Origin of the sequence: Aquabacter albus (assembly GCF_040049275.1) — a bacterium.
GTDB lineage: Bacteria > Pseudomonadota > Alphaproteobacteria > Rhizobiales > Xanthobacteraceae > Aquabacter.
This window is the reverse complement of the sequence record NZ_JBDZDT010000008.1, coordinates 366,896-380,962: the sequence shown is the minus strand read 5'-3', so window position 1 is coordinate 380,962 and position 14,067 is coordinate 366,896. Positions and strand designations below refer to the sequence as shown.

Annotated in this window: 14 protein-coding genes; 8 read left to right on the top strand and 6 right to left on the bottom strand. The window is 66.7% G+C overall.

Annotated features, from left to right (window positions below):
* Nucleotides 1–144 precede the first annotated feature (144 nt).
* The 8 genes from ABLE91_RS21925 to ABLE91_RS21890 all read left to right on the top strand — a co-directional run bounded on the left by ABLE91_RS21925 (nucleotide 145) and on the right by ABLE91_RS21890 (nucleotide 8,392).
* On the top strand, nucleotides 145–1,284 hold the full coding sequence (locus ABLE91_RS21925; RefSeq protein WP_348934284.1) for an ABC transporter substrate-binding protein: 1,140 nt from the start codon (nucleotides 145–147) through the stop codon (nucleotides 1,282–1,284).
* A 119-nt stretch (nucleotides 1,285–1,403) separates the two neighbouring features.
* Complete coding sequence (locus ABLE91_RS21920; RefSeq protein ID WP_348934283.1) at nucleotides 1,404–2,279, top strand: branched-chain amino acid ABC transporter permease; 876 nt, start codon at nucleotides 1,404–1,406, stop codon at nucleotides 2,277–2,279.
* Nucleotides 2,280–2,289: 10 nt separating this feature from the next.
* On the top strand, nucleotides 2,290–4,044 hold the full coding sequence (locus ABLE91_RS21915; protein WP_348934282.1) for a branched-chain amino acid ABC transporter ATP-binding protein/permease: 1,755 nt from the start codon (nucleotides 2,290–2,292) through the stop codon (nucleotides 4,042–4,044).
* Nucleotides 4,031–4,762, top strand: a complete 732-nt coding sequence (locus ABLE91_RS21910) for an ABC transporter ATP-binding protein (protein ID WP_348934281.1) — start codon at nucleotides 4,031–4,033, stop codon at nucleotides 4,760–4,762. The genes ABLE91_RS21915 and ABLE91_RS21910 overlap by 14 nt, the downstream gene beginning before the upstream one ends.
* Nucleotides 4,763–4,814: 52 nt before the next feature.
* The gene (locus tag ABLE91_RS21905) at nucleotides 4,815–5,759 is read left to right on the top strand and encodes a 3-hydroxyacyl-CoA dehydrogenase (protein ID WP_348934280.1); all 945 of its coding nucleotides are present in this window, start codon (nucleotides 4,815–4,817) and stop codon (nucleotides 5,757–5,759) included.
* A gap of 33 nt (nucleotides 5,760–5,792) precedes the next feature.
* The gene (otnK, locus tag ABLE91_RS21900) at nucleotides 5,793–7,070 is read left to right on the top strand and encodes a 3-oxo-tetronate kinase (RefSeq protein WP_348934278.1); all 1,278 of its coding nucleotides are present in this window, start codon (nucleotides 5,793–5,795) and stop codon (nucleotides 7,068–7,070) included.
* Nucleotides 7,071–7,075: 5 nt separating this feature from the next.
* Nucleotides 7,076–7,708, top strand: coding sequence for a 3-oxo-tetronate 4-phosphate decarboxylase (gene otnC, locus ABLE91_RS21895; protein WP_348934276.1), 633 nt, complete (start codon nucleotides 7,076–7,078; stop codon nucleotides 7,706–7,708).
* A 12-nt stretch (nucleotides 7,709–7,720) separates the two neighbouring features.
* Nucleotides 7,721–8,392 (top strand): aspartate/glutamate racemase family protein, encoded by a 672-nt coding sequence (locus ABLE91_RS21890; RefSeq protein ID WP_348934274.1) that lies wholly within the window; start codon nucleotides 7,721–7,723, stop codon nucleotides 8,390–8,392.
* Between the two features lie 9 nt (nucleotides 8,393–8,401).
* Here ABLE91_RS21890 and ABLE91_RS21885 read toward each other — a convergent pair whose 3' ends face one another.
* The 6 genes from ABLE91_RS21885 to ABLE91_RS21860 all read right to left on the bottom strand — a co-directional run bounded on the left by ABLE91_RS21885 (nucleotide 8,402) and on the right by ABLE91_RS21860 (nucleotide 14,032).
* The gene (locus tag ABLE91_RS21885) at nucleotides 8,402–9,364 is read right to left on the bottom strand and encodes a DUF2950 family protein (RefSeq protein WP_348934272.1); all 963 of its coding nucleotides are present in this window, start codon (nucleotides 9,362–9,364) and stop codon (nucleotides 8,402–8,404) included.
* 18 nt (nucleotides 9,365–9,382) lie between these two features.
* A complete protein-coding gene (locus tag ABLE91_RS21880; RefSeq protein WP_348934271.1) occupies nucleotides 9,383–10,777 on the bottom strand; it encodes a DUF3300 domain-containing protein in 1,395 nt (464 codons plus the stop codon).
* 184 nt (nucleotides 10,778–10,961) lie between these two features.
* On the bottom strand, nucleotides 10,962–11,618 hold the full coding sequence (locus ABLE91_RS21875) for a response regulator transcription factor (protein WP_348934270.1): 657 nt from the start codon (nucleotides 11,616–11,618) through the stop codon (nucleotides 10,962–10,964).
* Entirely contained in the window at nucleotides 11,615–13,081 is a 1,467-nt protein-coding gene (locus tag ABLE91_RS21870) for a two-component system sensor histidine kinase NtrB (RefSeq protein WP_348934269.1), read from the bottom strand. Before ABLE91_RS21870 ends, ABLE91_RS21875 begins: the two co-directional genes overlap by 4 nt.
* A gap of 94 nt (nucleotides 13,082–13,175) precedes the next feature.
* Nucleotides 13,176–13,559, bottom strand: coding sequence for a response regulator transcription factor (locus ABLE91_RS21865; RefSeq protein WP_348934267.1), 384 nt, complete (start codon nucleotides 13,557–13,559; stop codon nucleotides 13,176–13,178).
* Nucleotides 13,560–13,780: 221 nt separating this feature from the next.
* A complete protein-coding gene (locus ABLE91_RS21860) occupies nucleotides 13,781–14,032 on the bottom strand; it encodes a hypothetical protein (RefSeq protein ID WP_348934265.1) in 252 nt (83 codons plus the stop codon).
* Nucleotides 14,033–14,067: the final 35 nt, after the last annotated feature.

Sequence of the window (14,067 nt, the reverse complement as noted above, 5' to 3'; positions counted from 1 at the left end):
CAAGAGAATGTCTCTTTAGGAGCTCCAAAGTCAACGAAACGTCATCACCACACGCGCGGCCCCTTGACTCAGCGGGAAGCTAGCAGCAAAGGTCCCCTCCAACAATCCGATATCAAATCGGATCGGAAATCGGGAGACCGCTCAATGACCCTTTCTCGCCGTTCCACGCTTGGCCTTTTATCCGCCGCCGCCCTTCTGGGCGCGCTGGTTCCCGCTGCCGCGCAGGACGCCATCAAGATTGGCATGACCGCGCCGCTGACCGGCGCCGCCGCCGAAATCGGCCACCTCCAGCAGGAAGGCGCCAAGCTCGGCATCGAGCGCGTGAACGCCGCCGGCGGCATCAATGGCCGCAAGCTGGAGCTGGTGGTCGAGGACGACCAGACCACCAATCCCGGCATCGTTCTGGCCTTCTCGCGCCTGATCAACCGCGGCGATCTGGCGGCGGTGCTCTCCTCGGTGCGCTCCACCCAGGTGAACGCCATCTCGGCGGATGCCAAGAAGGCCGGCATCCCGGTGTTCTTCGGTGGCACCGACCCGACGCTGACCCATTCCGGCAATCCCTGGTTCTTCCGTGCCCGTCCGAATGATCTCTTCTCGGCCAAGGTGATCGCCGCTTTCGGCGTCAACGAGCTGAAGAAGAAGAAGTGGGCCGTCCTCCACTCCACCGACGCTTTCGGCACCAATGGTTCCAAGGCGCTGATCGCTCAGCTCAAGGATCTCGGCATCGAGCCGGTCCTGGTGCAGGGCTTCAATAACGGCCAGACCGACCTCACCCCCGTGGTGCTCGCGGTGCGCCAGTCCGGCGCCGACATCATCGCCACCTACACCGCGTTCGAGAACGACGTGGCGGTGCTCGCCCGCCAGCTCAAGCAGTTCGGCGTGACGGCGCCCTGGATCGGCTCGGCCTCGGTCGCCTCCACCACTGCCATGCAGCTCGCCGGCCCGGCGCTCTACGGCACCTATGCGGTGGCGGACTTCAATGCGGACTCCAACGCGCAGGCCAAAGCCTATTACGAGGAGTTCCAGAAGAAGGTCGGCCGCGCGCCCGACTACACCTCCGCCTGGGCCTATGACGCAGTGCTCCTGCTGGCCGAAGCCATCAAGAAGGCCGGCTCGACCGACCCGGCCAAGCTCCGCGAAGCCCTGCTCTCCATCAAGGACTTCAAGGGCACCGAAGGCGTTTATAATTTCGACGAGAATGGCGACGGCCTGCGCGGCTACAACATCGTCCGCAACGACAACGGCAAGATCGTCTTCGACCGGCACATCGCCTTCGACAAGTGATCGCACCCGGCGCGATCATCTCCCTCACGTGATCTCCTGATCGCACTTCGCCCGCCTCTCGGCCCGGCCATGCAGCCGGCCGGGAGGCGGACCTTGACCCCTCGCGCGCAGGATCGGCGATGGATCTGCTTCCTCAGCTTCTGTTCACCGGCATCGGCATCGGCTCCATCTATGCGATGGTGGCCCTCGGCTTCGTGCTGCTGATCCGCTCGGCCAATGTCGTGAACTTCGCCCAGGGCGAGTTCTCGATGCTGGGCGCTTACGCCATGGTCATCCTGCTCACCGGCTTCGGCGTGCATTACGTCTTCTCGCTGGTGCTCGCCGTGGTGGCGATGGCGGTGTTCGGCGTCGTCTTCGCCTCCATCACCTACTGGCCGCTGCGCGACCGGGGGCAGATCCCGGTGATCATCTCCACCATCGGCGCGACCATCCTGCTCTCGAACCTGATCCTCGCCACCTATGGCCCGAGCCCGCAGGTGCTGCCCGGCCTGTTCGACGGCGCCGGCTTCCTGGTGGGCAACGTGTTCATGGACAGCCAGTATCTCTGCATCATCGCGGTGACGGCGATCCTGGTCTCGCTGCAGTATCTCATCTTCGAGAAGACCATGGTGGGCAAGAAGCTCCAGGCCACCTCCCAGGACAAGGAGATGGCGAGCCTTCTGGGCATTCCGGTCATCGCCATGATCTTCGGCACCTTCGCCTATAGCGCGGCGCTCGGCGGCCTCGCCGGCATCCTCGTGGCGCCCATCCTGTTCGTCTCCGTGGGCATCGGCCCGCTGATCGCGCTGAAGGCGTTCGCCGCCAACATCATCGGCGGCTTCGGCTCCATTCCGGGCGCCATCTTCGGTGGCCTCCTCATCGGTATCGTGGAGACGCTGGGCGCCGCCTACATCTCCGTTCCCTACAAAGACGCCTTCGCCTTCCTGATGCTGCTGGCCGTGCTGCTGGTGCGTCCGCAGGGGCTGTTCGGCGAACGCATCGCCGAGAAGGCGTGAGGAGGAGACCATGACCCGTTCAGCCTCTTCCCGCAGCCGCTACCTCCTTGCAGGCGGCCTCGCCATCCTCGCCGCCGTGGCCATCACCTTCGTGGTGCCGACCCACGGCTACTACCTCAACATCATGATGCAGGCGGCGACCTATGCCATCGCGGTGGCCGGCGTCGTCATCGTGCTCGGCTATTGCGGCCAGCTCGCGCTCTGCCAGGCGGCGTTCCTCGGCATCGGCGCCTATTGCGTCGCGCTGGGCACCGTGGATTACGGCCTGCCATTCTTCGTGGCGCTGGCCATCGGCGTCGTGACGACCGCGCTCGGCGGCATCTTCCTCGGCCTCGCCAGCCTGCGCCTCGGCGGGCACTATCTCGCCATGGTGACCATCGGCTTCCAGATGATCGTCACCATGGTGCTGACCAACTGGATCTCCTTCACCCGGGGGCCGGACGGCATTTCCGGCGTCGCCCGGCCGGTGCTGGGCCCGCTCGACCTGTCCGGCGGCTCCGCCTATCTCGCGCTCTGCCTGATCTTCCTGGTGGTGGTGACGCTCTACACCGCCTTCCTGAAGACCAGCCGGCTCGGCCGCGCCATGCAGGCGGTGCGCGACAATGAGATCGCCGCCTCCACCTGCGGCATCAACGTGTTCCGCACCAAGACGGTGGCCTTCGGCATCAGTGCCGCTTTGGGCGGGCTCGGCGGGGGGCTGTTCGCGGGCGCGTTCTCCTATATCAGCCCGGACCAGTTCACCTTCAACGAATCCATCGTGCTCCTGACCATGGCGCTCTTGGGCGGCGTGCAGTCGCCCATCGGCGCGCTGCTCGGCACCATCCTTCTGGTGCTGCTGCCGGAATGGCTGCGCTTCCTGCGCCAAGCGTATCTGGCGGTCTATGGCGCGGCGGTGATCGCCATCATGATCTTCCTGCCGCGCGGCGTGTGGGGGCTCCTCACCGACCGCTTCTTCAAGGCGGTGCCGGTGGATTTCGGCCCGGTGACGCCCCTGCCTCTGCTCAGCCGCACCGGCACGGCCTCCCAGGAGATCGTGATGGAGGTGAAGGGCCTCGCCAAGCATTTCGGCGGCCTGAAAGCCCTCGACGGCGTGGACATGGTGGTGCGCAAGGGCTCCGTGCACGCGCTCATCGGCCCGAACGGCTCGGGCAAGACCACCATGCTGAACGTCATCACCGGGCTTTACGTGGCCACCGCCGGCAATGTGAAGCTGCTGGGGCGTGACATTACGGGCCTGCCGCCGCACGAGCGGGCGAAGCTCGGCATGTGCCGCACCTACCAGAACATCCGCGTGTTCCGCGGCCTCACGGTCCTGGAGAACGTCACCATCGGTGCCGAGCGCGACGGCAATGACGTGTCGGGCGCCGACGCCACCATGGAGCGGGCGCTCGCCGCGCTCGATTTCGTCGGCCTGCGCGATGTGGCCGGCCTGCCGGTGGGCGATCTGCCCTACGGCCACCAGCGCTATGTGGAGATCGCCCGCGCGCTCGCCGGCTCGCCGGAGATCCTGCTGCTGGACGAGCCCGCCGCCGGCCTCAACCTCACAGAGAAGGGCGAGATGGCCGCGCTGCTGAAGCGCCTGAAGGGCCACGGGCTCACCATCGTCATCATCGATCACGACATGAAGCTGATCGAGCAGGTGGCCGACCACATCACCGTGCTGAACTTCGGCAAGCGCATCGCCGATGGCGAGCCCCGCACGGTGCTCGCCCATCCCGAAGTCATCGCCGCCTATCTGGGGGAGCCGCGTAATGAAGCTGCTTGAGATCAAGGGCCTCACCGCACGCTACAATGCCGGCGACGTGCTCAAGGGCCTCGACCTCACCGTCGAGGAAGGCGAGATCGTCGCCCTGCTGGGCTCCAACGGCGCAGGCAAGAGCACGACGCTGCGCTCCATCTCCGGGCTGGTGCCCCACGTCTCCGGCACCATCACCTTCGCCGGCCAGTCCGTCCTCGGCATGAAGACCGAGGCCATCGCCAAGCTCGGCCTTGCGCATGTGCCGGAAGGCCGCCGCCTGTTCCCCGGCCTCACCGTCCGCGACAACATCCTGCTGGGCTCCTCCAACCGCGCCGGCGTCTCGCGCGGGCAGCTGGAGAAGGAGGCGGACGAGATGTTCGACTTCTTCCCCGATCTGAAGCGGCTGGAGCAGGCCTATTGCTGGAGCCTTTCGGGCGGCCAGATGCAGATGGTGGCGGTGGCGCGCGGGCTGATGGCGAAGCCGAAGCTGCTGCTGCTGGACGAGCCCTCCCTCGGCCTCGCCCCGCTGATCGTGCAGCAGGTGTTCCGCATCATCTCGCAGATCCGCGAGCGCGGCACCACGGTTCTCCTCGTGGAGCAGAACGCCAACATGGCGCTTTCCGTGGCGGACCGCGGCTACGTGTTGGAGGCCGGAACCTTGCTCGTCTCCGGCAAGCCGGACGAATTGTGGAGCGACCCCCAGGTCCGCGCCGCCTATCTCGGCGGCCTCGCCGCCTCCGCCTGAGCATCCGGCGGCCGCGTGCCGGCCGCCTCTCCTGTAGATAGGACAGACCCTCATGACGAAAATCGCTCTTGTCGGCTGCGGCCTCGTCGGCGGCTCCTGGGGCCTTGTGTTCGCCCGCGCTGGCTTCGAGGTGACGCTCTATGATCCCTCGCCGGCCTCCATGGAAGCCGCCTTCGCCTTCGCGCGCGGCGCTGCGCCGGCGCTGGCCGAGCAGGGCCTGCTCAACGGCCAGGATCCCGCCGCCGTCATCGCCCGCCTGAAGCCCGCCGCGAGCCTTGCGGATGCGGTGCGCGATGCCGACTACATCCAGGAGAGCGCGCCCGAGCGGCTGCCCATCAAGCAGGCGCTCTACAAGGAGTTGGCCGCGGTGGTGAAGCCGGACGCGGTGATCGCCTCCTCCACCTCGGGCCTGCCGGCCTCCTCCTTCACGGCAGACATCGAGGGCCGCGAGCGCTGCGTGGTGGCGCACCCCATCAACCCGCCGCATCTCATCCCGCTGGTGGAGATCATCCCCGCGCCCTGGACAGCGCCGAGCGTGGTGGAGCGCACCGACGCGCTGATGAAGCAGCTCGGCCAGGTGCCGATACGGCTCAATCGCGAGATCGCCGGCTTTGTGGTGAATCGCCTCCAGAGCGCCATGCTGGCGGAAGCCTTCCGCCTCGTGGAAGACGGCATCGTCTCGGCGCCCGACGTGGATGCTGCGGTGTCCGAAGGGCTCGGCCTGCGCTGGTTCTTCATGGGCCCGTTCGAGACCATCGACCTCAACGCCCAGGGCGGTGTCGCGGACTATTGCGCCAAGCTCGGCCCGATGTATTACGATCTCGCCAAGGAACAGGCCGATCCGCGGCCGTGGGGGGAAGCGCTGGTGGCCACCGTCGAGACGCAGCGCCGCGAGAAGACCCCCGCCGACCAGCTCGACGCCCGCAAGGCATGGCGCGACCGCTGCCTTGCCGCTTTGGTGAAGGCCAAGCGCGCGGTGCTGAAGGAAAACGCCTGACCCTCTGACGTATCGCCAAAAGTGAGGCACGCCATGCTGCTCGGAGTCATCGCCGACGATTTCACCGGGGCGAGCGACATCGCCAACACCATCGCCAAGGGCATCGCGCCCGAAGGCGGGTTGCGCACCGTGCAGTATCTCGGCGTGCCCAGGACCGATGCCGCGCCTGATGTGGAAGCCTGCGTCATCGCCCTGAAAAGCCGGTCCATCCCGGCGGCCGAGGCAGTGGCGCAGTCGCTGGAAGCCCTGGACTGGCTGGAGGCCCAGGGCTGCCGGCAGATTATCTTCAAATATTGCTCGACCTTCGATTCCACCCCCGAGGGCAATATCGGCCCGGTGGGTGAGGCGCTGGCGAAGCGGCTCGGCGAGAAGGGCGTGATCGCCTGCTCGGTTTTCCCCGATGCGGGGCGCACCATCTATAAGGGCCACCTCTTCGTCGGCGACCGGCTGCTGAACGAATCCGGCATGGAGCACCATCCGCTCAACCCCATGACGGATGCGGACCTGCGCCGCTGGCTCGGCCTTCAATGCAAGGACCCGGTGGGGCTGGTGGATTGGAGCGTGATCCGGCGCGGGCCGGACGCCGTGCGCGCCGCCCTCGTAACCGCCGGCGAGAAGGGCGAGACGCTGGTCATCGTCGATGCCCTCGCCAATGACGACCTCCTCACCATCGCCGCCGCCTGCGCCGAGGCGAAGCTGCTCACCGGCGGCTCGGGCATCGCGCTCGGCCTGCCGCGCAACTTCATCAAGGCCGGGCTTGCGAAGGGCGGAAAGCCCGAAGTGGATGCCATAGACGGGCTCGACGCCGTGCTGGTGGGAAGCTGCTCGCGCGCCACGCTGGCGCAGATCGAGCGGCATTCCACAGGCCATCCCGTCCTCGCCATCGATGTGAACAAGGTCATGGACGGCACGCTTAAGGCCGACGACCTCGTCGCCTTCGTGCGCGCCAATCACGGCAAGGCGCCCCTGGTCTATTCCTCCTCGAAGCCCGAAGAAGTGGCGGCGCTTCAGGAGAAGTATGGCCGCGAAGCGGTCGCCCACAAGCTGGACGCTTTGTTCGCGCAGGCCGCCAAGGCGCTGTTCGATGCCGGTGTGCGGCGCATCGTGGTGGGCGGGGGCGAGACCTCCGGCGCGGTGGTCTCCGCGCTCGGCGTCACGTCCTTCCGCATCGGGCCGGAGATCGATCCCGGCGTGCCGGTCCTGGTGACGGAGGATGGCACCGGGCTCGGCATGGCCTTGAAATCCGGCAATTTCGGCGGCGTCGATTTCTTTGAGAAGGCGCTGGGCGCCATCTCCGGCACGGGAGCATGACCGCCATGGACGAGGCCGCTGCCCGCCAGATGCTGGTGCGCCTGTCGCGCTCGCTGTTCGAGCGCGGCTATTCCGTGGGGTCCGCCGGCAATATCAGCGTGGCGGTGGAGGACGGCATCCTCATCACTCCCACCAATTCCTGCCTGGGCTTCCTCGATGCTGAGCGCATCTCCAAGCTCGACCGCGAAGGGCGCCATGTCTCCGGCGACAAGCCCTCCAAGGAGATCTTCCTCCATCAGGCTTTCTACGAGACGCGGCCCGAGACCGGGGCGGTGGTGCACCTGCACTCCACCTATGCCACGGCGCTCTCCTGCCTGCCGGAGATCGATCCTTCCAACTGCATCGCGCCGCTGACGCCCTATGTGGTGATGCGCGTCGGCCGCGTGCGGCTGCTGCCTTATGTGCGGCCCGGCGACCCCGCCATGGGCACCATGATCCGCGAGCTGAAGGGCGAATGCGCCGCCGTGCTCCTGGCCAATCACGGCCCGGTGGTCACGGCGAAGGACCTCCAGACCGCAATCTATGCCGCCGAGGAGCTGGAAGAGACCGCCAAGCTCCTGGTGCTGCTGCGGGACCGCCAGCCGCGCCTGCTGACGCAGGCCCAGATCGACGAGTTGAACACCGCCTTCCCGAAATAGCCGGACCGACCCATGCCCGCGCCTGACGCCTCTCCCCGTTCGCTCGCGCTGATCCACACCGTCGCGGGCCTCGTGCCGGTGTTCGAGGAGCTGGCCGCGCGCCATCTGCCCGGCTGGGCGCCGTTCAACATCGTCGATGAGAGCCTGCTGCGGAACACCATCCGCGAGGGCAGCCTCTCCCAGCTCACCATGCGGCGGCTGGCCACCTATGTGTGGTCGGCGGTGGATGCGGGGGCGCAGGCCATCCTCGTCACCTGCTCCTCCCTCGGCCCCGCGGTGGATGCCGCCATCCCTCTGTGCCCGGTGCCGCTGTTCCGCGTGGATGACGGCATGGCGCTGGCAGCGCTGGAGAAGGGCCGCCGCATCGGCGTTCTCGCGACCCTCTCCACCACGCTCGCGCCCACGACTGCGCTTCTGGAGCGCCACGCCGCCCAGGCTGGGCGTGACGTCCGCATTGCGAGTCATCTGTGCGACGGCGCCTTCGCGAAGCTCGCGGCCGGCGACCGCGCCGCCCATGACGATCTCGTGCGCGCCGGCCTTCTCGCGATTGCACCCGAGGTGGACGTGGTGGTCCTGGCGCAGGCCTCCATGGCGCGCGCGCTCGAGGGCTCGGCGTCGTCCGTGCCTGTCCTCACCAGCCCGGAACTCGGCGTCGCGCACATGGCCAGCGCCCTTGCCCGCTGACGCCCACCCTCAGTCGGTTACGACCTGCCAGTCGTCATCTGGATTGAAGCGGTCGATATAGCGCACCATCGTTTCCGTGTTCGGGCCGAGGTCGGTCTCGTAGACGATGCCGTTCTGGTTCACCGCGAAGGTGTGGACGCCCGTCTCCCCGTATGTCACCGGCCATGCCAGCAGGGCGAAGCCGGCGATCATGTTGCCGTTGATGATGTAGTCGTATTTGCCGCCGGCCACATTGTCCCCCTGGCCGGTGAGGATGCGGAAGCGGTAGCCGAAATACCCCTCGCCGCGCCGTGCCTTGTCCATCGCCTCGGTGTCGACCATGTCCCCGGCCGGGCTCTCACCGTCGCCCTGGTCGGCGGGCCAGTAAAGGCCATCGGTCTGGCCCTCGCTGCTCACCAGCTTCTGCGCGAATTCGAGCACGCCGTCGCCGTCCCGGTCCACGGTCGCATAGAGCCGCTGGGCGTCCACATAGGCCCGCACGGTGGCGATGGCTTCCAGCTCGTTCTCGCCGATGCGTCGGTTGCGGATCTCCTCAAGGCCCACCTGCGTATTGAAGGACCATTTGCCCTTGGCGTCCCTGTTGAGCGGGAAGGGGAACGGCCAAAGCTTCTTCCCCAGCTCAAGCACTTTCCCGTCCCCCAGATCCTTGAGGATGATCCCCTCCGCGGCGGCTTGTCGGATGTCGGCATAGGATTGCTGGGTGCCGTCGCTCGCCTTCAGCTTCGCGCTGTCGAGCCCGAGGAGATCGGCGATCTCATCGAACTTGTCCGCGGCAAGCAGCGCGCGGAACGCCTCGGCCGCGGCCGCCGGATCGTCGAACACCGGCTGCTTCGGGTTCGTCGCCGCCAGGGCGGCGAGGCCCGATGGCGGGGCGGCGCCCGGCTGCGGCTGGGCGAAGCCGGCCGTCGCGCCCGCCGAGATGGCGAGCATGAGGAGAAGGGGGATGCGAACCGACAGGATGGTCTGGATCATGTGAGCCTCCCCGAGAGATCAACGCCTGCGGCCGCCGCCGCCACCATGCGGCATGGCCCTGGGCGCGCCGCCGCCGCGATGTCCCCCGCCCATGGCCTGCGCGCCGCGGTGGGACTGGATCTGTGAAACCCGGCCGGCCTGCACATTGCCGAGACCGGAGGGGTGCGCGGGACGGTGATCGACCCTGGCGCCGGCCCTTGGAGGCCCCGAGGGTCGCGAGGCCTGGGGCCTGTTCACGTTGGGCCGCGAGGCCGCCGGACGGGGCGTGTCGGGCCGAGAGGCTGCGGGGCGGGGTGTATCGGGCCGCCTGACATCGCTGCCCGCTCTGGGCCGCGCGGCGTCCGGGCGCGCGACATTGGGTCGGGCGGCGACGGCTCCCGGCGTCTTCAAGCCCTCGATGGCATTCTTGCGGATGTCACTCGCCTGCGAGGCCCGGCCTGGCTGCGTCGCCGGGCGGTCGCGGTTCACGCTGGCGGCCCTCTCCTTGAAGCTGTTGGAGCGGTCGGCCTTGATGTCGTTCCTGATATTGGTGCGGTCGAACTTGGCGAACTGATCCCGATCGATGCTGATCTTGTCGCGATCGACATTCCTCCAGTCGATGTCGTTCAAGTTCATCTTGCGGTCTATGTCCACATTGTTGAGGCACCTGTTGCAATTGACGTCGACGTCGCCATTCCAGCGGCCACCCCACACGCCCCAGTCGTTCCAATCCACTGCCGCCGCGAAGACCGCGCCGGTCACCGCGGCGGCGAAGAAGGTGGCGCCCGGATAGTAATAGCTGGGATAGGAGTCGGAATAATAGGTGACCGGGGCCATGGCGTAGCCCGGCTCATAGAACATCTCCGGCTCATAGCGGGGGATATAGATATGCTCCGTGCTGGCCGACTGGATGATCACATTGTCCTGCTCATGGGTGACCTTGATCTTGTCATCGCTCTTGATGACGCCTTTGGCGACGGCCTCCTCGCGCAGCTGCTGGATGGCGACCAGAACATCTTTCTGCTGGAAGGTCAGGGCATCCCCGAAGGCCTGCGTCCATTCCAGATCGTCGCTCATCATCTCCACGATCTGGGGATAGTTGAGCAGGGAGATCACGCTGCCGTCCCAGCTCTGCTTCGGCTTGAGGGTCTTGTCCTTGGCGTAGCGATCGAGGAAGCGCGCCGCCTCGACGATCTGGAGTGGAAACAGCGATGCGCTGGAGATGAGGGCGACGAGCTCGTCCGGATAGAGCGCGATGCGGGCCACCAGGACTTCCAGCTCGTCCTCGCTCAGCGGTTCCGGCGCCTTGGCCTGATTGGTATCGGCCGCAGGCGCGGTGCCCTGTGCCAGCGCGGCGGGAACAAGTCCCGCTCCGGTGGCGAGGCACGAGAGAAGCAGAACGGCGAACACGTTCCAGAGGCGTTTGCGAGGCATCGCGCGCTCCCTCCCTTATCGTGTTTTGGGCGCTCCTGTCCGGCGCAGCGGGTCTTCACCTCGGCTGTATCTGGCGGGCCAAGGCATCCGTCGGCACCCATCCTACCATTTTATTTCCGTCTCCCGATCACCCTTAAGGAGGGGGCGCTTGCAAATCGCAGATGCCCGGCATTCGCCGCGGATCTCACATCCCGGCGCCTGAAAGGCCCAGCGTCTCGGCCATGCGGACCAGATCGGCCAGCGAGCGGGCTTCCATCTTCTTCATGACGTGCCCGCGGTGGATCTTGACGGTGATCTCGCTCAGTCCCACCTCGGCGGCCACCTGCTTGTTCATCAGGCCGGACGTAACCAGCGCCATGATCTGCTTTTCGCGCGGGGTGAGCGTCCCGTAGAGGTCCTGGATGCTGGAGACGGCCTTCCTGGCCTCCCGCCGCGCGCGGTCGAGATTGATGGCGGTCGCCACCGCATCGAGCATGTCCTGGTCGCGGAACGGCTTGGTCAGGAAGTCGATTGCGCCGGCCTTCATCGCCCGAACCGACATGGGAATGTCGCCGTGCCCGGTCATGAAGATAATAGGCATGTCCACTGCGGTCCTCGCGAGCTGGGCCTGGAAATCGAGGCCGCTCACCCCCGGCAGCCGGATGTCGAGTACCAGGCAGCGCGGGATATCCGGCAGCGTGGCTGCGAGCAGCTCTCCCGCGGACGCGAAGAGTTCCACCCTGAGGCCGATCGACCGGAACAGGCTGGAAAGTGCTTCGCGCAGTGCGTCGTCGTCATCGACGACGATGACGAGCGGCTCGGTCGGTTGCGCGGTGTGGCGAGACGCCGAAGGACTGGTCACGACACGGTTTCCTCGTTCACGGGCAGCGTTACCCTGAAGCACATTCCGCCCTCATCGTTCAGAGCGGCGGAGATCCGGCCGCCATGGGCTTCGATGATCGACCGGGAAATGGACAGGCCCATGCCCATTCCCTCCGTCTTGGTGCTGTAGAAGGCATCGAACAGCATGGGCATGGTCTGAGGGTCCACCCCCGGGCCGCTATCCTTGACGTCCATAAGGACAGTCTCGCCCGCCTCTGCGTGGTCCACCACTGTGCGTATCTCCAGGCGCCGCTGCCCCTCGGGGACGGCGTCCATGGCCTGGATCGCGTTCAGTGCGAGATTGATGGCGACCTGCTGCAGCTGGACCCGGTCGCCGAGCACGCGCGGCAGGCCCGCGCCCAGGGAAAGGTGCAGCGCGACGCGGTGGCTGGACAGTTCGCGCTCGAGCAGCAGCAGGATGTCGTCGACGACCTCGTTCACATCCACCGGCACATGTTCGGGATCGCTGCGGCGGGCGAGCGAGCGCAGCCGGGCCACCACATCGCTGGCCCGGCGGCCGTTGCGGATGATCTGCTGGACGGAGGCCTGCACCTCGCCGATGTCGGGCACGTCCCGCCCCAGCCAGCGCAGGCACGCCTCGCCATAGGTGACCACGGCCGCGAGCGGCTGATTGATTTCGTGGGCGATGGATGCCGTCAGCTCGCCCATGGTGGTGATGCGCGTCACGTGCGCCAGCTCCGCTTGCGCCTGGTGAAGCGCGTTCTCGGCGCGCTTGTGTTCCGTGATGTCGCTGTTCGTCTCCATGGTCGCCATGGGCCGGCCCCGCTCGTCGTGCTGGAGCGACCACCGGCTCATGACCACGAGGCGCGCGCCGTTCTTCCTGGTGTGAACGAGCTCGCCCTCCCACCGTCCGGTGCGATGGAGCTCAACGCGGATCTCGGCGGTGGCGGACGGGAAGACCGTCTGCAGCAGGCGGGCGGCTTTCCGCCCAAGGGCTTCCGCCCGCGACCAGCCATAGAGTTTCTCGGCGCCGTGGTTCCAATAGGTGATGGTGTCGGCGTCATCGCGCACGAAGATGGCATCGTGCGTCAGATCGAGGAGGTCGGCCTGCTCGCGCAGCGAACGGGTCGCTTTCTGGTTTCGAAGCGAGAGCAGCGTCGTCACAGTGATGGCGGCGGCGCCCACCACGCCGCGCATCGTGGAGGCGAGGTTGTAGTCCTGCCCATGGATGATGATGAAGCTCAGCAGCGTGAGGCAGATGCATGCGAAGCCCACGAGAAGCAGACCGCGACGCTCGACGAAGCCGGCGGAAAGCAACACCACGACCACGTAGAGCACCGCGATCGCCATATCGAGGGGGGAAAGCGTGTCGACGATGAAGATTGCCGCGGCGAGGCTCGCGGCCATGGCCGGCATGAGCCACCGCTTTGCGGTGCCGGTCGCTGCGGCATCCTCCAGCATCGCACCGCCTGATCTGGACATCGGGTCCTCGGCTTCCAGACGTGGTTGTGGATTTACTCTCTCAAGTCTCGCGATTTGCAAGTGCGCGAGCATGGGTGGCCGGCCAGGCGCATCATCATGCGGGGGCGCCGAGCGCCCGCTCGATGCAGTCGATGATGGCGCCGCCGTCGAACGGCTTGCTCAGGAAGCCGACTGCCCCGGCCGCCATGACCTGGCGCCGGATGCGTTCCTCCGGGAAGGCGGTGATGAAGATGATGGGCACCGCATTGCTCTCGGCGCGCAGCCGGGCCTGAAGCTCGATGCCGGACAGGCCGGGCATCTGGATGTCGGTGATCAGGCAGGATGTGTCGTGCACGCGCTCCGAATGAAGGAATGCATCGGCCGACGCGAACGTGCTGGCCCGGAAGCCGAGCGAACGCACCAGACTTCCGATGGCCGTGCGCACCGCCTCGTCGTCATCGACGATGGTGATCATGGGAGACTTGGACACCCTGGACATCCTCTCGTGGGGCGAAGCCCTCGCGGTCCGTGCGAACGCGACACTGCCTGAAAGCAAGATGGGCCCTGACGCGAGAAAATTGAATCATACGCAGGTTTGCTGCCGTGGTTCGTCGTCGGCCATTGCCGTCAGCACGAGCGTACTGACGGCAATGGTGACCTGAAGATCCATGGAGATATTGCGCTCCATTTCGATCTTCCGTGCCCGACGTCGTGCGGGGGTCAGTCGACGTCGGGGTCGAAAGCCGGGCCCCAGTGGGGATCGGCGGTCGGGGTGGTCAGAACAGGCCGGGCGGCGGGGGAGGTCATCGCCGCGTTCGGCTTCGCAGCCACATAAGGGCTCAGCACTTCCTGGCTGGAGACCTGGTACTGCTGCTCATTCTCCGGCCCGACATAGGGGTCGGCGAATGCAGTGGAGGCCGCCATCACGGCGAGGGTGGAAGCAACCGCAAGCGTCTTCGTGAAGGTATTCATGTTCCTCACTCCTGTTTGAGTAAGGACATGCTAGA

What these genes read in the sequence shown, in the direction of transcription:
- ABLE91_RS21865 (WP_348934267.1), bottom strand. Translation starts at nt 13,559, where the DNA reads ATGTCCAGGGTGTCCAAGTCTCCCATGATCACCATCGTCGATGACGAC.
- ABLE91_RS21910 (WP_348934281.1), top strand. Translation starts at nt 4,031, where the DNA reads ATGAAGCTGCTTGAGATCAAGGGCCTCACCGCACGCTACAATGCCGGC.
- ABLE91_RS21905 (WP_348934280.1), top strand. Translation starts at nt 4,815, where the DNA reads ATGACGAAAATCGCTCTTGTCGGCTGCGGCCTCGTCGGCGGCTCCTGG.
- ABLE91_RS21920 (WP_348934283.1), top strand. Translation starts at nt 1,404, where the DNA reads ATGGATCTGCTTCCTCAGCTTCTGTTCACCGGCATCGGCATCGGCTCC.
- ABLE91_RS21880 (WP_348934271.1), bottom strand. Translation starts at nt 10,777, where the DNA reads ATGCCTCGCAAACGCCTCTGGAACGTGTTCGCCGTTCTGCTTCTCTCG.
- ABLE91_RS21915 (WP_348934282.1), top strand. Translation starts at nt 2,290, where the DNA reads ATGACCCGTTCAGCCTCTTCCCGCAGCCGCTACCTCCTTGCAGGCGGC.
- otnK (WP_348934278.1), top strand. Translation starts at nt 5,793, where the DNA reads ATGCTGCTCGGAGTCATCGCCGACGATTTCACCGGGGCGAGCGACATC.
- ABLE91_RS21860 (WP_348934265.1), bottom strand. Translation starts at nt 14,032, where the DNA reads ATGAATACCTTCACGAAGACGCTTGCGGTTGCTTCCACCCTCGCCGTG.
- ABLE91_RS21890 (WP_348934274.1), top strand. Translation starts at nt 7,721, where the DNA reads ATGCCCGCGCCTGACGCCTCTCCCCGTTCGCTCGCGCTGATCCACACC.
- ABLE91_RS21885 (WP_348934272.1), bottom strand. Translation starts at nt 9,364, where the DNA reads ATGATCCAGACCATCCTGTCGGTTCGCATCCCCCTTCTCCTCATGCTC.
- ABLE91_RS21870 (WP_348934269.1), bottom strand. Translation starts at nt 13,081, where the DNA reads ATGTCCAGATCAGGCGGTGCGATGCTGGAGGATGCCGCAGCGACCGGC.
- otnC (WP_348934276.1), top strand. Translation starts at nt 7,076, where the DNA reads ATGGACGAGGCCGCTGCCCGCCAGATGCTGGTGCGCCTGTCGCGCTCG.
- ABLE91_RS21925 (WP_348934284.1), top strand. Translation starts at nt 145, where the DNA reads ATGACCCTTTCTCGCCGTTCCACGCTTGGCCTTTTATCCGCCGCCGCC.